The sequence below is a fragment of the Dyella sp. AtDHG13 genome, assembly GCF_003201105.1.
In the GTDB taxonomy this organism is placed as follows: domain Bacteria; phylum Pseudomonadota; class Gammaproteobacteria; order Xanthomonadales; family Rhodanobacteraceae; genus Dyella; species Dyella jiangningensis_B.
In genome coordinates this window covers 23,001-43,109 of record NZ_QICJ01000014.1, presented here as the reverse complement: position 1 = coordinate 43,109, position 20,109 = coordinate 23,001, and the positions used below count along the sequence as shown (strand labels likewise).

At 65.9% G+C, this 20,109-nt stretch carries 8 protein-coding genes and 1 pseudogene; 1 reads left to right on the top strand and 8 read right to left on the bottom strand.

Features of this window, described 5'->3' with window-relative positions; genetic code table 11:
- Window positions 1-14: 14 nt before the first annotated feature.
- The 8 genes and pseudogenes from BDW41_RS19775 to speA all read right to left on the bottom strand — a co-directional run bounded on the left by BDW41_RS19775 (window position 15) and on the right by speA (window position 18,969).
- Complete coding sequence (locus BDW41_RS19775) at window positions 15-2,099, bottom strand: hemagglutinin repeat-containing protein (protein ID WP_074551720.1); 2,085 nt, start codon at window positions 2,097-2,099, stop codon at window positions 15-17.
- A 43-nt stretch (window positions 2,100-2,142) separates the two neighbouring features.
- A pseudogene (locus BDW41_RS23795) lies at window positions 2,143-10,665 on the bottom strand (filamentous hemagglutinin N-terminal domain-containing protein); the annotation flags it as partial.
- Window positions 10,666-10,729: 64 nt separating this feature from the next.
- The gene (locus BDW41_RS19765; RefSeq protein WP_074551723.1) at window positions 10,730-12,397 is read right to left on the bottom strand and encodes a ShlB/FhaC/HecB family hemolysin secretion/activation protein; all 1,668 of its coding nucleotides are present in this window, start codon (window positions 12,395-12,397) and stop codon (window positions 10,730-10,732) included.
- 656 nt (window positions 12,398-13,053) lie between these two features.
- The gene (locus tag BDW41_RS19760) at window positions 13,054-13,914 is read right to left on the bottom strand and encodes an NAD(P)-dependent oxidoreductase (RefSeq protein ID WP_074551725.1); all 861 of its coding nucleotides are present in this window, start codon (window positions 13,912-13,914) and stop codon (window positions 13,054-13,056) included.
- 16 nt (window positions 13,915-13,930) lie between these two features.
- The gene (locus BDW41_RS19755; RefSeq protein ID WP_074551727.1) at window positions 13,931-15,121 is read right to left on the bottom strand and encodes a patatin-like phospholipase family protein; all 1,191 of its coding nucleotides are present in this window, start codon (window positions 15,119-15,121) and stop codon (window positions 13,931-13,933) included.
- A gap of 15 nt (window positions 15,122-15,136) precedes the next feature.
- On the bottom strand, window positions 15,137-15,877 hold the full coding sequence (locus BDW41_RS19750; protein WP_074551728.1) for an acetoacetate decarboxylase: 741 nt from the start codon (window positions 15,875-15,877) through the stop codon (window positions 15,137-15,139).
- Window positions 15,878-15,992: 115 nt separating this feature from the next.
- Window positions 15,993-16,778, bottom strand: a complete 786-nt coding sequence (locus BDW41_RS19745) for a 3-hydroxybutyrate dehydrogenase (protein WP_074551730.1) — start codon at window positions 16,776-16,778, stop codon at window positions 15,993-15,995.
- 301 nt (window positions 16,779-17,079) lie between these two features.
- Window positions 17,080-18,969 (bottom strand): biosynthetic arginine decarboxylase, encoded by a 1,890-nt coding sequence (gene speA / locus BDW41_RS19740; protein ID WP_074551732.1) that lies wholly within the window; start codon window positions 18,967-18,969, stop codon window positions 17,080-17,082.
- A 274-nt stretch (window positions 18,970-19,243) separates the two neighbouring features.
- On the opposite strand from speA, the gene speE reads away from it, so the two are divergent.
- A complete protein-coding gene (gene speE, locus BDW41_RS19735; RefSeq protein ID WP_074551734.1) occupies window positions 19,244-20,098 on the top strand; it encodes a polyamine aminopropyltransferase in 855 nt (284 codons plus the stop codon).
- Window positions 20,099-20,109 lie beyond the last annotated feature (11 nt).

Sequence of the window (20,109 nt, the reverse complement as noted above, 5' to 3'; positions counted from 1 at the left end):
CTCAACATCCCAAATTATTGATAATAATCCTGTCGTTGACGAGGGACCTGTACTTTAGGTGGCGATACCGGCTTATTGATTTCACCATAGTGAACGCCGCCGCCTACACCAGGACCAGCATCAATTGAAAAGCTGAAGTTGTATGGTGGCGAGTATGTCCCAGAAATGGTCAATCCTAAGGAGTCGTATATCGACGCGGAGCCCTTGAACTCCATCGGCACACTGGTTTTCCCGTTGTATCCAAACGTCAGAATATTGACATCAGCCGATGCGCGCCATCCATACGATACGGGCGAGACACCAATGCTGCTGGCGGCGTTGTAAAGCCCTAAGGTTCCTTGAACACCTCCAGCATATCCGGCCATTCCAGAAGCGGATATAGAAACGTCGCCTAACAGTAGCGAATTAAGGTACCAACCTTGCTTGGGGTTCCCTTGATTTGGTGTAGAGGCGTCAACAAACCCGTTCCATGTCGCTGCCGCCGGATCAATGTATTCATCGATCACATCTTGTTTGGCTTGTTCGGTGACGACTTGATTGGTTTTTAGTCCGAGCAAATCGTGTACTGTTTGGTTGAACAGATATCCCGCAGCACCAGTCAACGCGCCCTGACCTACGTTGCCATCGGTGATCCACGACGCTATCGCGCCAGCACCGGCATGACCCATCGTCTGTGTCCACTGGCCCCCTCCCATTTCATTCAAGTACGGGCTACTCCATTCCGCAAAGCCGCCGCTGATGGCGCCATTGAGGAAGCTGCCACCCGCAGCGCTGTTACTGATGCCACCCGCCGCCATGTGCAGGCCCGTCTTTTGCCAAGTACCGTCAGCCCAGTTATTGGCTACGCCTAGCTCGCCGGCGCCATAGAAGACGCCTGCACTGATCGCACCGGTATAGAAGCCCTTCCACGCAGCAGGCCCGATGTCGTAGCCCTGCACGCCAGCATTGACCGCACCGCTGACAGCACCGGTGATAGCGCCAGTCGCAATGACATTGCCGACGCCCGCAGCGGTGGCAGCGGTCGTGGCTGTGGCGGCCGTACCCGCCGCGAAGGTTCCGCCGCCGGCGCCCAGCGTGCTACCGACCGCCGCACTCGCGGTGCCGGCGGTGGCAGCGGTAACCGCCACCGTCACCACCATAGCCGCTGCCGGCGTCAGCCCTTCGTGGTGTTGGTGCTCATCGACATGCTGCTCATCCACGCTCTGGAAGTTGACGTTGGCGTTGTTCTTCGCCTCACCGATCCACTGCGTGCCTTCGCGCTGCTGCGCCGCGCGTGCGATGGCGTCGTTCTGCGTTTCGCCCTTCTTTTGTCCCACGCTGATGTTGATGCCATCGGTAGCGGCCATGGTGACGGGACCACTGATGCTTGTCTGGACTTCCGTGGTGTCCAGGCGCTGGCGATGGTCCTGCGCCTGATAGGCGACGTTGTGCTTGCTGGAATCGCGTGTGTAGCTTTCGCTTTGCGTGGCGGTTTCGAAGTTGATGGCGCCGCCGCTCACGAGAGCTGTGCCGGTGTCGCTCTTGATGTTGGCGGCCTGATAGGTCTGGTCGCCGCCGCTCACCACGACGATGGGGCCCTTGGCATCGAGGGTGCTGCCCTGGACGGTGACATCCTGGGTGGTGGAGGTTTTCTTCTGCGTGCCTTGCTTGGGGTTGGGCACCCATTCGATGCCGGAGCGCCGCACTTTTTCGCTGTGCTCGGTGGTGCGGGTGTCCTGCGCGGCGAGGAAGGCGACCTGATCGCCCGCTGTCACTGCGATGCCACCGGCGCTGCTTTCGAGCGTGGTGCCCACGCCCACGATATTTCTTCCCGCATCGAGGGCGATGCCGTCTTTGCCGCTAATCGTGGTGCCAACGGCGGTCGTGTCGTAGGTGGCATCGTGGGTGGTGGTTTCTTTCTTGTTGAGAAAGCCTTTCTTGGTGGTTTGGGTGTCGGTGGTTTCGCTGTGCGTGTTCTGGCCAGCCAGCAGGTTGATGTCGCGGTCGGCGTGCATCACCACGGCGCCGTCGCTGCTGGTGACGGTGGCGGCGAGGGCGTTGATGTCCTGGCCGGCGTTCATCGCGACGCCTTGAGCGCCGCTGATGGTGGTGCCGACCATGGTCGGTGTCGTCCGCTTCGTTGTGCGTGGTGGTTTTGGCGTTGCCGTGCTTGCTGCGGCTGTCGGTGGTTTCGGTGTGGGTGTTCTGGCCGGCACCGAGGTTGATGTCGCGCCCGGCGCTGATGCCTACGGCACCCTCGGCGTTGACGTTGGCAGCGGTGAGACTGATGTCCCTGCCCGCTTGCATGGTGACATCACCACCGCTGGTGAAGGTGCTGCCGCGCACGGTGTCGTCAGTGGTGGTGGTGGATGACCAGTTCTTGCCGTTCCGGGTAAATTGCCCCGAAGCGCTGTGGTCGGTGACCGTGGTGCTGACGATGTCGCGCCCGGCGACGACGCCGACACCGGTGCCCCCACTCACGGTGGCGGCGTTGAATGCGGCGTCGCGTCCCGCGTCGATGTAGGCGACCTTGCCGGCGCTTAATGTGCTTTGGTCGAAAATGGCATCACGACCGGCGATGACAGCGGCGTTGCCGTTGGCGCTCAAGCTGCCGGCAGCGGCGTGTGCCGTACTGGAGGACACGGCGGCGTTCTGCACGTAGTCCCGGCCGGCGACGATGTTGGCGTTGCCTTGGCTTTCGATCTTGCCCTGGTTGATCACGTCGTTGACGGCGACGATCTGCACGCCGCCGGTGCCGGCGGTGATGGTGCCGCCGTGGGCGGCAACGCCGTCGAACGCCGGCGCATTGATCACGCTGCCGCCCGCCACGATGCCCACGGCGTTGCCGCTGAGCGTGCCGAGGTTGAGCGTGTCGTTGCGCGTGGCGATGGCGAGCTGGTCGCCGGCCTTGATGGCGTGGCGGTTGATCAGCGTGTCGGCGCTGATCGTGACGTTCTGCGTGCCGGTGATGGTGCCGTCGTTGCGCACGGTGCCGCTGGCCTTGAGGTCGACGTTGTCGCCGGCGATGAGTGCGCCGTCTGAGCGCAGGCGCTCGGCGGTGTGCTTGCTCAGGTACACCACGGGCACCAGCACGTGCTGGCCGTCCACCACCTGATCCACCAGCCATACGATGTCGGAGGACAACGCGGCGATCTGCGAGGCGGTGAGCGGGGCGCCCAATTGCAGGCCCTGGCGGGCGGCCTCGGCGGCGGCGCCGTCCATCAGCGCCTGGTATTGCGCCAGGCCGTCGCCGCCGTTGATCACGCGGCGGCCGGTGAGTTGCAGTAGCTGGTCGAGCACCAGGTTCTGCTCGACGTAGGCGTCGCCCAGGCGCTTATGGATATTGCCGGGGTCCTGGCCCAGCGCGCGCAGCAGGTAGTCGGAGCTGGTGACGGCGCCGGTGGCGAAGCGCGGCGCGGTGGTGACGAGGAAGGGCGAGGCGGGGTCGCCGTTTTGGCTGTACCTGCCGCCGCTGGGCGCGACAAGGCCGGGCAGCGGTTGGTCGGCGCTGCCGATCACCTGCGCGCCGGCGCCGGCGACGGTGCCCGCGCCGTTGACGGCCTTGCCTTGGGTGCGGTCCACGCTGCCGATGCCGTTGACGGCTTGGCGTTGCACGCCGCCCACGTCGTTGCCGCCGCTGACGGTGGTGCCATGTGCGCCATCGGCGCCATTGGCGCGGCCGACTTGCGCGTTCGTGGCGACGTCCAGCGCGGTGCTGCCGGGGCCGGCGAGATTGTCGCCACTCCAGGTGGTGATGCCGCCGCTGGCAGCCACGGCGGTGTTGGTGACGTCGTGGCCGCTGAGTGAAACGTTGCGGCCGCTGATGGTGGCGGCTACGAGCACAGGGCCAGCAAAAGTCATGTCCTGCGTGACCGAGCCTTCTTCTTGTGCGGCGGGGTTGGTGGCCCAGCTGCCATCGGTCTTTTGGTATGCAGCAGGCGCGCCTTCTCGCGTCCACGCCGTGGTAGTGCGCTCACCCGTGTAGGAGCCCGTGATGGCGATGTTGTCGATGCGCGCGTCGGCGCTGCCGTCGTTGTGCTGGCCGTTGATGGTCAGGTCGCCGGTGGCCGCGATGGTGGAGGCGAAGTTGGTGAGGTGCGTGCCCAGGTCGATATCGAGATTGCCGCCCGTGAGGATCTGGCTGTCGGCGCTGGCACGGGTCACGCGCGTGCCGGTGAGGTAGGTATCGAACTGTTTGACGTCGGCCGCGACCGGCCCGATGAAATAGCCATCCTTGAGACCGAACTCGTTGACTGCGCGGTTGCGGTAGGTGGTATCCAACGCGGTCTTGAGCGCCGGATCAATGGCGGAAGCATCGTCGACATGCACCCAACCAAGCTTCGCAAAGAGGGCACGCTCGTCGGCCGCCGAGAGACCTGACGGTTTCGGGGGGTTCTGCCCCATATTGGCCAGCGCCTGCTGCTCTGCCGGGCTCAGCGAGGCGTAGACAGCGTCGTACTGCCGCTCGGAGCTGAGCGCGTACTGCTCGTCGGCGCTGAGCGTGTACTGCTCGGTTTCCACTACGCGGCGACGGTTGTTGATGGTGTCGGCGGCGATGCGGCCATCGCCATCGGCCTGGATGCGGCCGGAGACGTTGTCCAGCGTGGCTACGCGCGTACCGTCCGCGCGGCCGGCGATAGCAAGGTCGCCGCCGCTGTAGATATCGCCGTCGAGGTTGGCGAGGTGTTGGGCGATGCGCAGCTCCAGCGTTTGCGCGGCGCCGATAAAGCCTTCGCCATAGGCCTGCGCGGCATCGGCTTGCCCCAGGTCGCGGCCGTTGGTGAGGGTGTCGGCGTTGATGCGCACCGCGTTGCCGGTAATGCCCTGGCTGCTGGTGTTGGTGACGTCGGTGGCGTTGAGCGTCAGCGTGTCGGCCTCGATGGATGCGCCGGCCTGGTTGTCGATGCGGCCGGCGACGTTGAGCGTGGCGCGGGCGGTGCCGTCGGTGTTGCTGGCGTTGATGGTGCGCTGGTTGATCAGCTGCGCGGCGGTGACATCCAGCTCGCCTTGCGTCTGCAAAGTGCCCTGGTTGGTCAGGGTGCCGTCCACGGTGAGCGTCAGCGTGCCGTCGCTCTGCAACTGCTGGCCGGCGAGGTGGGTGTAGTCACCGAGAAAGTGCACATCCAGCGCGTCGGTGCCATGCAGCGTGCCCAGGCCGTTGAGAGTGGTGAGCGTGGCGTGCAGTTGGTTGGCGCCGATGTCGCCGCCGTCGTTGGTGAGCACGGGCGTGGTGAGCCACAGCGTGTCGGCCTGCACGTGGCCGCCGCTGTTGGTGAGCGTGGCAAGATTCAGCCAGGCGGTGCCGCCCGCGCCGAGCAACGTGCCGCCGGTGTTGTCCAGGGTGGCATTGGCGTTCTGAACACTTAAGTTGCGCGTGGCATACGTGGTGCCGCCGGTGTTGGTGAGCGATGCCACGCCATCCAGGATCAGGTCGCGCTGGGCGACCAGGGTGCCACCGGCGCTGTTGTCGACACCGGCCGCTTGCAGCGTGACGTCGCCACCGCGATTGCCCAGCGTGCCGCCACGGTTGTCGATGCCATTGGCCGAAGCCATGGTGAGGCCAGCATCGGGGCTGCCGCTGTTACCTGCGAGGATCTGGCCGCCGACGTTGCTGATGACGTTGGCGCTGATCGCGGCGGCTTGCGTGGCATCGATGCTGCCGCCGCTGTTGTCCAGCGTGCCCTGGGCGTTGAGGGTGAGCGAGCCGTTGGCTTGAAGCTGGCCGCCATTGCGGTTGAGCAGATCGCCGTGGCTAACGAGGTTCAGGCCGTGCCGCGCGAAGGTCGTGCCGCCGCTGTTGTCGATGAGGCCCGCCTGGAGGTTGGCCGTGCCTTCGGCGCCGATCAGGCCGCCGGCGGCGTTGGTCAGCGACTGGCTGATATCGACCGTGAGTACGCCGCTATCACCACGCTGCACCAGCTGGCCGCGTGTGTTGTCGAGCGTGGCGGCCGCCACGTTGACGAGCCCCGTGCCGTCGAGCACGCCGCCGACGTTGGTGAGCGTGCTCGCCGTGACGTTCAACGCATCGCGCGCCTGCACGTGGCCTTGCCTGTTGTCGAGGGTGGCCGCATCCAGCGTGACGCGCTGGCCATAGAGGCCGAGCGGCGTGGCCGAGGCGTCGGAGGAAAGCGTGTCGCGGTTGAACAGCGATTGCGCCTTCACGGCAAGGTCGCCGCCGGCCACCATGGCGCCGCCATTGTTGTCCAACGACCCGGCCACGTTGACGCCCATGGCCTGCTGGGCCTGCACGGTGCCGCCATGGTTGTTCATGGCGCCCGCCGTGAGCGCCAGCGCGCCATTGGTCACCAGCGTGCCCTGGTCGTTGATCAGCGCTCCATCGGTCGTGACGGTGAGTACGTCGCTACTCGCTGCCTGGATGACGCCCGCCGTGTTGTCGAGCGAACCGGCATGCAGCGTGGTGGTGCCGGTGGTTGCCAGCAGGCCGCCCGCACTGTTGTCGAACACGCCACGGATCGACAGAGCGGAAGCGCCGCTGCCCGCGGCCGAGAGAATGCCGCCCTGGTTGCGCAGCGACTCGGCGCTGAGCATCAGCGCGCCGTTGGTAAGCATCTTGCTGCCGCTGTTGTCGAGCGTGTCGCGCACGCGCACCGTCAGCGCGTCGCTGCCGAGTGCTTGCAGCGTGGCCCCTGCCGTGTGGTCCAGCGAGGTGGCGTCGATGCTGATGGTTTGCGCCTGGGTGGTGGCGCCACGCAGGTCGAACGCGCCGCCGGTGAGGGTGAGCGCGCCGTTGCTGGCCAGGGTGCCGCCTTGTCCGTGGAGCGTGCCGGCGGTGATCGTGGCGACGCCTTGACCTGCGTGCTGCATGGCGCCTTGCGTGTTGTCGAGCGTGGCCGCGTGGACAGTGAGGTCGCCGGTGGCGATCACCTTGCCTTGCTGGCTGTTGTCCAGCAGGCCGTCCGCAGTGAGGCTGAGCGCGGCATCGCCGTCCACCTGGATCACGCCGCCTTGGTTGATCAGGTCACCGGCGTGCACGGTGGTGGCACCCTTGGTGCTCAACTCACCGCGCGTGCTGTCGAACACGCCTGCCACGGCGATATCCGTGGCGCCGGTGCCAAAGAGCCAGACTTTGCCGCCGGTATTGGTGAAGGCGCCCGCGCTGAGTTGCAGCGCACCCTGGTCGTTGACGATCCAGCTGCCGCTGTTGTTCAGCGTGCCGCGCACGCGCAATGTCAGCGGCTCGCCGCCCAACGCATGCAGCATGGCGGCGCCCGAGTGATCGAGGGTGTCGGCGTTGACGGTGATGGTCTGCGCCTGGGTGGTGGCGCCACGCAGATCGACCGCACCGCCGGTGAGCACGAGCGCGCCCTCGCTGGCGATGGTGCCGCCTTGGCCGTTGAGCGTGTTGGCCGTGACGGCGGCCGTGCCCTGGCCGGTGTGCCAGATGCCGCCGCCCGTGTTGTCGAGCATGGACGCGTTGACGGTGAGGTCGCCGGTGGACGTGATGTTGCCCTTGGCGCTGTTGTCGAGCAGGCCATTGGCCTGGATGCGCAGCGCAGCGCCATTGCCCACCTGGAGCGTGCCGCCTTGGTTGACGAGGGTGCCGCCGTGAATCGTGGTGGCGCCCATGACGGTGAGTTCACCGCGCGTGTTGTCGAACAGGCGGGCGACCGTGATGTCGGTGGCGCCGTTCCCATTCGCGGTCAGGTGGCCGCCGGTATTGATGAGTGCGCCGGCGCCGAGTTGCAGCGCGCCGTTGTCGTTGACGATGTTGCCGTCGCGGTTGTTCAGCGTACCGCGCACGCGCAACGTCAACGGATCGCTACCCAGCGCATGCAGCGTCGCACCGCCCGAGTTGTCCAGGGCATTGGCAACGACCGTGATGGTCTGCGCCTGGGTCACGCTGCCGCTCAGGTTGACGGCGAGACCGGTGAGGTTGAGCGTGCCTTTGCTGAGGATGGTGCCGCCCTGCCCGTTGAGCGTGGACGCTTGAATGGCCAACGTGCCGTTGCCGCCGTGGCTGATGTTGCCCAGCGTGTTGTCGAGCGTGGACGCGGCGAGGGCGAGGTCACCGTTGCTGAGCACCTGGCCGTGTTGGCTGTTGTCCAGCAGGCCATCGACGGCGAGCGTCAAGGGTGCGCCGTCGGTGGCCCGCAGCAGGCCGCCCTGATTGAGCAGCGAGCCGCTGTGCACGGTCGTGGCGCCCGCGGCGCTCAACTCGCCACGCGTGTTGTCGAGCGCGCCGGCGCCGGTGATGCGCGAGGCGTCGCGGCCGGCCGCGATCAGATGGCCACCGATGTTGGTGAGCGCGCCGACGTCAAATTGCCATGCGCCGTTGGCGATGAGCGTGCCGCCGCTATTGTCGAGAAGACCCTGCACCGTGAGCTGCAGCGGCGTGCCGCCCAGACTGGTGAAGCTGCCGCCAGCCGTGGTGAGCGCATCGACGTTCGCCGCGATGCGCTGCGCCTGCGTGGTGCCGTTCGCCAGATCGAACGCGCCGCCCGCCAGGCTCAAACCGCCTGCGCTGAGCAACTCGCCGCCCCGCCCCTGGACCGCGCCGGCCTGGATGGCGAGCATGCCCTGCCCTTGCTGACGCACGCTGCCGCCGGCATTGCCCAGCGTGTCGGCTGCGATGGACACGTCGCCTGCGGTCTGGATCCGGCCGCCGTTGCCGTTGTCCAGCGTACCGGTGACGTCCAGCGTGTTGTCCGTGGCGCCGGAAGTGACGAGGAAACCGCCGCTGTTGTCCAGATTCGCCGCGTGGAGCGTCAGCTGCGTGGCGCTGAGGGTGGCGCCTTGGTGATCGATGGTGGCGGCGGTGACGTTGGCGGCGCCCCCGGTCACCACCGAGCCCTTCGCACCCAGCCAATCACCGGTGTGCAAGGTGAAGCCGTCGGCGCCGGCGTGATTGAGCGTACCGCGCTCGTTGATAAACGTGCCGGCGTTGAGCGTGAGTGCGCCGGCGTGGCTCGCGAGCGTGCCGCCGGTGTTGTCCAGCGTGCCGGCCACCGTCAGCGTCATGGGCGCAGCATCGGCCAGCGTGAGCGTGCCGCTACGGTTCGACAGGCCCTGCGCGTCAAGCGCGACAGCCTTGGCAAACGTCAGTTGTCCGCCGTCGTTGTTCACCTGATTGGCATGGACGGTGGACGCGCCATCGATGACCAGCGTGCCGCCACGATTGCTCAGGTTGCCGCCGGTCAGCGTCAGCGCGCGCAGGGCCAACTGGCCGCCGTCGTTGGCAAGGCCGGTGCCGCTGGAAAGATCGAAACCTGCTGCCGCGCGGATGTTGCCACCGTCGTTGTCGAGCAAACCGGCGATGTGCAGTACACCGTCGGCCAGCGGAACCGGTGGCACAACGGCAGGAACGTCGCCGCCGGTGGCGGGCGTTTCGCCGGAGCTGCCATTGCCAGGCGTACCCGTTGCCGGGGAAGAAGGATCGGATGGGGTACCACTTGATCCGCCGCTCCCGGCATCGGCCTGCACCATGCCAATGCGGCCGCCGTTGCGGTTGGACAGCGCACCGGCGTCCAGCGACATGCCCTGCGAGCCGGTCTGCTCGATGGTGCCGCCAGCGTTGCGCAGCGAGGCCGCGTCCACGGCGACACGCGCGGCATTCAAGGTGCCACCGCTGTTATCGACATCGGCCGGGGTGTAGATGGTCAGCTCGCGCGAGGCGCTGATCATCTTCGCGTTGCTGACACCGCCGCTCGCGGCAATCTGCGTATTCGCCTGCGATTGCAATGAGCCGGTGTTCTCCAGCCGGCCGTCGACGGTCACCACGAGATCGCCCGCTTGCGCGCCGATGCTGCCCGCGTTGCGCGCACCCACGCCGTGTTCGGTGCCCAGCAGCACGATCTTGTTCGCGTACATACCGCCCAACGCACTGACGTCCAGCGCAAAGGCGGGCTTGTCGCCGGTGCCGTTGATGGCGGTGACCTGCGTGTGGTCCGCGCTCACCTCGTTGGCGCCGGTGGTCACCTGCAACTGTGGCGACCAGATGCTACCGTTCACCTGCACGGCGCGAGCGATGATGTCGGTGTAGTCCGCGCTCGTTGCATCCAGGCCCTTGCCGTTGACCTGGACCGTGCCACCGGACACGCGGTAGCCATCGAGCGCGCCACCGTTGAGGATGGGTGTGCCGGTGGTAAGCGTGAAGCGGTTGGCGTTGATCACGCCGCAACCGTCGCACGAGATACCTGCGGGGTTGGCGACGATCACCTGCGCACGGTCGCCGGCCACTTCGATGACGCCATTGAGCGCGCTGGGATTCGGCCCGTTGACTTCGTTGAGGATCACCTTGGCGGTGCCGGTGGCGAGCCAGGGATTGCCCGCCACCGTGCCGGCCAGCTGGGTGGCCGTATTCGTACGCGAGTTGTTGAGCACGGCGCCGTCGCGGCCAACGTTGAAATCGCTGTACGTGTTGCGGCTGACGCCGGCTTTGCTCGGCGTGGTGATGTTGATCAACGGCGCGGCATTGGATGAGCCCATCACCGTGGGCCGCTGATTGCCCGGCGCATGCATGTCGGAGGTTATCTGCGCGCTGGCTACGGAAGCGATGCCTATCCAGCCGAACGCGGCCCACAGACCAAGGCTGACCGGTCGCACCGTTACCGCCACGAGGCCATCGCTTCGCGATGCGCCACGTCCCGGACGGCGAACCAGCTCCGACACGGCCTGGAGCAGGCCAAGGGCGCGGTTGAAAACGATGCGGTAGAGGTGCTTGTTCATCCGACACTTCCTTTGAAGACGGTGCAGCAGGCAGATAGCGACGAGAAATGGGAGGGCGCGCGGGTCAGAGCGACCAGCTCACGCTGAAACCGGTGGTGGGGTTGGCGGTGGGGAAGCCATGCGGCTTGCTGACGGGTGCGCCGACGAAGACATCCCACGCGAAACCCCGCCAGCCGCCGCGCAGGCCGAGCACGGCGCCGGCCAGCGTCTGGCCCAGCTCCCACGGCGTGGGTTGTCCGCCGACGTGGCCCACGTCGGCGCCCAGGTACAGTTCCTGCCCGGCGCCCACCATCCAGCCGAGGTCGTTGCGGATCAGCCAGCCGCGATCGCCGGTGAGCTGCAGCTCGCCATCGAAACCGCGCACGGTGTAGCGGCCGCCGATGGCGAAGCGGTCTTGCGGAACGAGCAGGTTCTGGTTCCATTGCGCACGCCAGCTGCCGATGTAGCGGAAGCGCTGGTTGCCCCACTGGAAGGGCGCGGTGAGCTGGGCGTCTGCGGTGACGATCTTCGGGCGCGAGGTGCCGTCGCCAAACATTTCCTCTGGCGCATGCAATGCGTTGAAGGCGCCGGTGCCGCGACGGTAGCCTGCGTTGGCGTCGAGCGTGGCGGTGCCGATGAACTGCTTGTAGTTGAATCCCGCTTCCCAGCCACCCTGGCGACGGCGTTGCACCAGCACTTCGGTGTCGTCGATGAAGTTGTTGGAATCGCGCTCCCATGCGCGCGCATAAGCCGTCAGCTTGATGGTGGCGTCGCGGTAGAGCAGGCGGCTGAGGCGCACGTCGGCGTTGTGGCTGGTGCCGCTGTAGACGTAGTCCTGGGCGTAACCGGCCACCGTCTGGTGATAGTTGTAGCTGCTCGCGGTGGCACCGAGCTGCCAGTAGCCGTAGGGCACGTCGTAATGCAGCGTGTAGCTGCGCGTGCCTTTGCGGTCGCCGTCCAGCACGCCCTGGCCGAGGTTGGCGTAGAACAGGTCGTTCCAGGTCAGCAGGTTGTCCAGCGACAGCGTGGTGCCGCCCTGAATCTTGCCGGTGGCCTGGCTGCCGGAGTCGTCCAGCGTGACGGCCAGGCGCATGGGCGAGGATTGTTTCCACGCGATGAGCAGGTCGCTTTCGCCGGCCTTGGCGTCGCCATCGGCGGGCACGATGCGGATGTCCGCGTCGGCCGTCGGCACGCGCTTGAAGTTTTCCAGTGCCTGCTCGATGTCGCGCAGGTTGAGCACATCGCCGGGGCGGGCCGGCAACGCATCCCGCCAGGAGGTGGCGCGGACATCGCTGTCCGGCGTAAAGCGGATCGCACGGATGCGCCCCGGCACCACGGTCAAGGTCAGCACGCCGGCGTGCAGGTCCTGCGGCTTCGCGAGCACGCGCGTGGTGACATAGCCACGCGCCACGATGGCGTTCTGCACGCGCTTCATCACCACGTTGACGCCCGCCGTGCCCAGGCAGCGCCCGACAGCACGATCATGGGGCGCATTGGCGGCTTTCAGCGCCCACTGGAACGCTGCCGCATCGTCACCCTCCAGGCGGATACGCTGGATGGGAAAACAGGGACTTTCGTTGCCGGGAATGACGCTTGCCGGTGCTTCGGCAGGCGTGGGCAGGCGCACGTCGGGCGTGTTCTGCTGCTGCTCGCGCAGTGCGCGCTCACGCTCTTGCTGGCGCAGGAGCTCCTGCGCTGACGTATCGAAGGTCTGCGCCGATGCCCATGCCGGGACCCACAAGCCGAGCAGCACAAGCCACGACCACCAGTGACATGATTTGTTCTCTTCCTGAACCACAAACACGCCTTTCCACAACGAGCACCGGCGGGCCGCGACGGTGTCACGGTCCGCTCGTGCATCAACTAGAAATGAAAGGCGCGTCCCTTCGGGACTGTCTTGTTGCAGCCACGCCTCCCCACGTACAGCACCTTCAAGCGCGGCGGTCCTGCCGGATCGGGGGGAGTGAAGCCGCAGCGCTTGAAGGCGGTGGGAAGCTTAGATACGTGGGCGAATGGGCCACATCAGACGGGTCTTATCTCGGCTGTCAGGTTTTCTCTTGTTTGTGTGAGTTTTTGGCTTGCCCGATGGCAGCGCCAGATGATGCCTGTCTGGCTGATATATGCCTAAGAGCCTGTTCAAAAACTTCGCAAAAATTCATTCCCCTCACCGTCATTCCGGCGCAGGCCGGAATCCAGTGACTTCTATGTGCGGCTTTCGCGGAAGCGCCAAAGGCTTTTGACGTCACGCGATAACCGACCACCACCGTTACTGGATTCCGGCCTGCGCCGGAATGACGGTGAGGGGGTATAGGCGTTCATGCGAGATTTTGAACAGGCTCTAAGACGGGAGGCGGTCACCGAACGCAAAAGGGCCACACAGAGTGCGGCCCTTTTACCTGCCACATGGCATCAACCCTTGCGCTTCAACCGAATCAATCCAGAGATGTCGTCATCGCCGTAACCCTGGCTCATCAGCTCCGCGTAGTCCGCCAGCGAGCGTTCGATCACGCTGCGGTTGGTGCCGGCGCTTTCGGCGATGCGGCGGACGATGCCGAGGTCCTTGTGCAGCAGGCCGAGTTTGAAGCCGACGCTGAACTCATTGCGCAGCATGGTGGCGCCGCGTTTTTCGAGGAACCAGTTGCCGGCCGCGCCGGCGCCGAGCGTGGGCAGCAGGCGTTCGGGGTCCAGACCCAGGGCTTCGGCGAGGGCGAGGCCTTCGCATACGCCTTGCGCGATGCCCGCGACGAGTACTTGGTTCACCGCCTTGGTGGCCTGTCCCGCGCCCACATCGCCCAGGTGCGTGATGCGCAACGCGTAGGCTTCCAGCACGGGGCGTGCGCGTTCGAGCACTTCCGCATCGCCGCCGACCATGACGGACAACTTGCCGTTCTTCGCGCCTTCCACGCCGCCGGACACCGGCGCGTCGAGGAAATGCGCGTCGACCGCCGCCAGCTTGGCCGCGGCCTGCTTGGCGGTATCCGGCGCGACGGTGGAGTGGTCCACCACGATGGCGCCTTTCTTCAGGTGCGGAGCGAGCGCATCGACGGTGCCGAGCACGTCGGCGTCGGCGGTGACGCACAGCGCGATCACGTCGCACTGCTGGGCGATGTCCGCCAGCGATGGCGCGGCAACACCGAGCTCCTTCGCCACGGCGTCGGCATTGGATTGCGTGCGGCTGGCGACGGCATGGAGCAGGCCGTGGGCCTTGAGGTGGCCGGCCATCGGCGTGCCCATGGCGCCGAGTCCGATAAATGCTGCCTTGAGTGTCATGGAGTTTCCTGCAGGGTCAATCTTCACTGTGGACGTCGTGCGTCACGAAGGGGTGCTCAGGCGTCGGCTTGTCGAACCACTGCGGTTCGTCCAGCGTGCTCTGCATGTCTTCCAGGCCGCTGCTCCAGTGCTGGCGCATGCTGTCGACGCTGAATTCGTAGTCCTTGTAATGCCCTTCGTACGGCTTGTTGCGGTAAATCAGGTGGAACAGGTTCACCACCGCGCTGTTGGAGTAGATCTCCGCCTGGCGGTAGGCGCGGTGCTTGCGCTGGTCTTCCGGCACCAGGGCCATCAGGTCGTGCAGTATGCGCTGCTGGCGCTGGCGTTGCGCCATGTATTCGGTGATCAGGCGCGTGCGGCTGGAATACTGGATGTCCTTGGCGCGCGAGGTGACCTCGGCCAGGTCGCACGGCACCTGTCCGCGCGCGCTCCACAGGTCGACCTGGAAGATCAGCGAGTCGCGACACGAGGCATCGGACAGCACCTTGTAGAGCGGCGTGTTGGAAACCATGCCGCCGTCCCAGTAGAACTCGCCATCGATCTCGATGGCCGGGAAGCCCGGCGGCAACGCGCCGGACGCCATGAAGTGCTCGACGCGCAGCGGGCCTTCGGTGTTGTCGAAGTAGGCGAAGTTGCCGGTGCGGATGTTAACCGCGCCCACCGACACGCGCATGGCGGTCTTGTGGTTGATGCGGTCGAAATCGACCAGGCGCTCCAGCGTGGTCTTCAACGGCGCGGTGTCGTACCAGCTTGCCGTGGTCGGCGAGGCGCGCCACGGCAGCAGCGGAAACGGGCGTGGCGTGAAGAAACCGGGCTGGCCTTCCGTCAGCGCGCGCCATGCGGCCCAGCCGCTCAGGCCGTTCTGCCAGGGCAACTCCCACGCGCCTGGGTCGAGCGGTGGCGTGGGCCATACGGGGAACAGGGGCTCGCGCGTGATCGTGCGCCAGAACTCGCGCAGGCGTTCGACGCGTTGCTCCGGCGGGTTGCCGGCGATCACCGCCGCATTGAGCGCGCCGATGGAAATGCCGGCAATCCAGTTGGGGCGGATGCCAACGGTATCCAGCGCTTCGTATACGCCGGCCTGGTACGCACCCAGCGCGCCGCCGCCCTGCAGCACCAGGGCGGTGGTTTGGTATTGCTCGTGCAGCTGTCGCAGCCGTTCGCGATCCGCCGGCTTCGATTCCGATGATTTCTTGCGGACGTCCATACGGAGCCTCGGCGCTCAATGGGCCAGATAGTCGTACACCACGGTGCCCAGGTCGAGGGTCAGGTCGGTGATGAAATGCATCGCCGACTCCACCTTCAACACCGGCAGCTCCGCCACCGGGGCTAGCGCGTGCGGGTGCAGTTCCAGCGCGCCCGGCCCGGTCCAGGCGCCTTTGAGGGTGACGTTGGTGGTGTAGTAGCGAACCAGCTCGCAGATGCGCGGCGTTCCGTCCACGTGCGGGATGATCTTGAGCAGGAAGTTGGGCGCGGCCAGCGAGGCCAGCACGGCCTGGTGATCCGCTGCGCGATGCTTGAAGCCCATGGTGCCCTTGGCCACGCGCACCTTGCCGTAATCGAGCGTGCCGACCAGCGTGTCGATCTCGGTTTCCAGCACAGGACTGGCGAGTTTCTTGGGAAAGCCCCACAGCTCGCGCCCACCGGCAATCGGCGGATGATCATTCAAGTACATCGAATGCACATAGCCGCCGTGCTGCCCCTCGAAACTGACGGGAATGACCTGGCCCGATTCGGTGTAGTCGCCAAAGCCGGTGGAGTCAGGCATGCGGATGAATTCGTACTTGACCAACGGTTCAGTCACCTGCAGCGGCTCAGGCACCACGGCGCGCAATGCATCCATGTCGGTGCGGTAGGTGATGACCAGAAACTCGCGGTCGACGAAACGGTAAGGCCCCAGCGGAAACGCGGGGCTGGTCAACGGCATGGCGAAGGCGTTGGCCTTCACGTCGGCAATCTTCATGGCAGCAGTGCTCCTGGCAGCCTGCCCGCACAGTGCGCCGTGGCCCGCGCGGACCGGTATCGGTGGGTACAGCAGGTCCACCCGTTCCGGCAAAGCCGGAACGGGGCACAGCGACTTACTGCATGTACCAGCCGTGGCTGACCACGATGGACTGGCCGGTGAGCGCCGCCGACGGGAACGTCGCCAGGTACAGCGCCGTCTGCGCGATGTCGTCCACGGTGGTGAATACGCCATCCACCGTGTCCTTGAGCATCACGTTCTTGATCACCTCGTCCTCGCTGATGCCCAGCTCCTTGGCCTGCTCGGGAATCTGCTTCTCCACCAGCGGCGTGCGCACGAAGCCGGGGCAGATCACGTGCGAGCGCACGTTGTGGGCCGCGCCTTCCTTCGCCAGCGTGCGGGCCAGGCCGAGCAGGCCGTGCTTGGCGGCGACGTAGGCGGACTTGAGCTTGGAAGCTTCGTGCGAATGCACCGAGCCCATGTAGATCACGACGCCGCCGCGATCATCCTTGTACATGTGCTTGAGCGCGGCGCGCGTGGTGAGAAAACCGCCGTCGAGATGGATGGCGAGCATCTTCTTCCAGTCCGCGTAGGAGAACTGGTCGATGGGGTTGATGATCTGGATGCCGGCGTTGGAGATCAGGATGTCCAAATGACCGAACTCGGCGACCACCTTGTCGGTGCCGGCGTTGACGGCCGCTTCGTCCGTCACGTCCATCGCAATGCCGATGGCCTTGCCGCCCGCCGCGTTGATCTCGGCGGCGGCCGCATCGGCGGCCTGCTGGTTGATGTCGGCGATGGCCACGGCCGCGCCATTTTTCGCATAGAGCTCGGCGATTGCCTTGCCGAGGCCACTGGCCGCGCCAGTGATGAGTGCCACCTTGCCGTCGAGACTTGCCATAACCACTCCTGTCGATGGGGAACGGGGAAAGCAGAAACGGAATCAGGTTGTGTGACCGATGCCGTCGTTGACGACACAGGCTGTCACAGCTCGTGGGTGGGCAGCCATGCGACGAATGGACAAATCAGCCAAGTCTCTCCTACTCCGTCATTCCGGCGTAGGCCGGAATCCAGTAGCCGACGCAATCGGCTTTCGCGAGTGGTTTATCGGATTTCTTCGCGAAAACCGTGCGATACCGCTACTGGATTCCGGCCTGCGCCGGAATAACGAGCTAAAGAGCGATGCGTTATGCCTTACCGCCTCAGCGCACACCCTCGGAAAGGTAGGTATAGCCGGTCAATCCTTCGTTCAATGTGACGAACAACTGTTCCGCCGCCTCGCCTTCCACGCCGGCAGCGGCGATGCGCTCGCGGTAGCTGCGGCGCAGAGCGTCCAGGTCGTAGCCCACGTAGTCGAGCATCAGGTCGGTGGTGTCGCCGCGGCGCTTGTGCGCGAAAACATACGAATCGCTATCGACGCGCACGTTCACCGCGTCGGTGTCGCCGAACAGGTTGTGGATGTCGCCCAGCGTTTCCTGGTACGCGCCGACCATGAAGATGCCGAGGCGGTAGCTTTCGTCGTCCTTCAGTGCGTGCAGCGGCAGGCTCACGTCCACGCCTTCGGCGTCGACGTAGTCGTCGATGCGGCCGTCGGAATCGCAGGTGAGGTCCACGATCACGCCGCGGCGGGTGGGTTCTTCGTTCAAGCGCGCGATGGGCGCGATCGGGAAGATCTGGTCGATGGCCCAGATGTCCGGCACGGATTCGAACACGGAGAAGTTGACGAAGTACTTGTCCACCAGCTTCTCGTCCAGCTCGTCCAGCGCCTGGCGATGCGAGCGCTCGGCCGGCAGCAGGCGCGTGCGCACTGCGTTGGCGATGGCGTAGTACATGTCGTCCAGGCGCGCGCGGTCTTCCAGGTTCAACTGGCCCAGCGCGTACAGCGCCTGGCCTTCGGCCAGGTGGTGCTGCGCTTCGTGGAACAGTTCCAGCGCGGGACGCTGGTCCAGTTCGTCCCAGGTTTCGCGCAGGCGTCGCAGCACGGCGGGCTCGTGCTCGTGTGCCGTGGGGATGTTGCCGGCCGGCACTTCTTCCACCTCGGTCACGTTCACCACCATCACGGCGTGGTGCGCGGTCATGGCGCGGCCGGCTTCGGTGATGATGTGCGGCGCGGGCAGGTTGGCTTCCGCCACGGCCTCGGCCAGCGACTGCACGATGGTGGAGGCGTACTGCTCGATGGAGTAGTTGATGGAGTTGTGGCTGCGCGAGCGCGAGCCTTCGTAGTCCACGCCCAGGCCGCCGCCGACGTCGACGATGTCCAGCGGCACGCCCAGGCGCTTGAGTTCCACGAAATAGCGCGTGGCTTCGCGCATGCCGTTGGCGATGTCGCGTACGTTGGAAATCTGCGAGCCCATGTGGAAGTGCTGCAGCTTCAGCGTGTGCTTGAGGCCGGCCTTTTCCAGGCGCTCCACCAGCGTGAGCACCTGGCTGGGCGAGAGGCCGAACTTGCCCTTGTCGCCGCCTGTGTTCTGCCACTTGCCCGCGCCGATGGAGGCCAGGCGCACGCGCACGCCGAGCAGCGGCTCGACGTTCAGGGCCTTGGCTTCGGTGAAGACGTGGTCGAGCTCGGAGAGTTTCTCGATCACGATATGCACGCGCAGGCCCAGCTTGCGGCCGATCAACGCGAGGCGGATGTATTCGCGGTCCTTGTAGCCGTTGCAGATCACGATGCTGCCGGGGCGCGCCATCGCCAGCACGGCCATCAGCTCGGGCTTGGAGCCAGCCTCGAGGCCAAAGCCGTGTTCGCCCGCGGCCACCAGCTCGCCGGCCACGCCGCGCTGCTGGTTCACCTTGATCGGATAGACGGCCGTATAGCCGCCCTGGTAGCTCCACTCGCCGATGGCCTTGGCGAAGGCGTCCTGCAAACGCTTCAAACGATCGGCGAGGATGTCCGGGAAACGGACCAGCAGCGGCAGCCGCAGACCTTCGGCGCGGGCGCGGTCCACAATGGCCGGCAGCGACAGGGCCGGGCCCTTGGCACCGTGCGGGCGCATCACGATGTGGCCGGCGTCGTCCACGTCCACGTAGCCGTCGCCCCAGTGCGGGACGGCGTAGGTATGGCGGGCAGCGTCGATGTTCCAGTGCTTCGACATGGAGGGTTCCTTGTTCGGCGGGTATTACACCCTGGACATGTCGTCGCAGCGGCGGAGCCTTGACGAAACAAAGTCAGCCGGCCGGAAGCCTCGCACGCCGCGGGGCCGGACTGACCTGGGAACCGGAAACCGCGTGGCGCGGCGGTTCGGACGGCTATTGTAACGGCCTCTTGTGACAATGTGCCGAAGATCGCCCCGGCCCCCGGCCGCCCCGGGGACCCCGTTCGGCTACAATTCCCGTTCTTTGAACCCATCGATCGTCAGGAACATCCCCATGTCGCAGCACCCCAGCTGGTTCACCGAAGCCCACCAGGCCTCCGGCTCCTCCATCGGCTACCGCGTGGAGAAGCTGCTGCACGCCGAGAAAACCCCGCTCCAGACCATCGAGATCTACCAGACCACCGATTGGGGCAATCTGATGGTGATCGACGGCTGCGTGATGCTGACCAGCCGCGACAACTTCCTCTATCACGAGATGATGACCCACCCGGCGCTGTTCACCCATGCGCGCGCCAAGCGCGTGGTGATCATCGGCGGCGGCGACTGCGGCACGCTGCGCGAGGTGCTCAAGCACGAGGAAGTGGAACACGCCGTGCAGGTGGAGATCGACGAGCGCGTGACGCGCCTGGCCGAGCAGTACTTCCCGGAACTGTGCGACGCCAACAACGATCCGCGCGCCGAGCTGCTGTTCATCGACGGCATCAAGTACATGGCCGAGGCGGAGCCCGAATCGCTGGACCTGATCATCGTCGACTCGACCGATCCGGTCGGGCCGGCCGAGGGCCTGTTCAACGCCGCCTTCTACGCCAGCTGCTACAAGGCGCTGCGCCACGGCGGCATCCTGGTGCAGCAGTCGGAATCGCCGATTGCCCATCTGGAGCTGATCAAGTCCATGCGTTCGGCCATGCGCACCGCCGGCTTCAGCGCGGTGAAGACCCTGCCGTTCCCGCAGCCGTGCTACCCGACCGGCTGGTGGAGCTGCACCATGGTGCGCAAGGGCGGCGACCTGGCCGGCTTCCGCGAGCGCGGCGCGCTGAGCAAGAACTTCCCCACCCGCTATTACAACGCCGATATCCACAAGGCGGCGCTGGCGCAGCCGGAATTCATGCGCGAAGCGCTGGGCGAATAAGCCACTCCTGT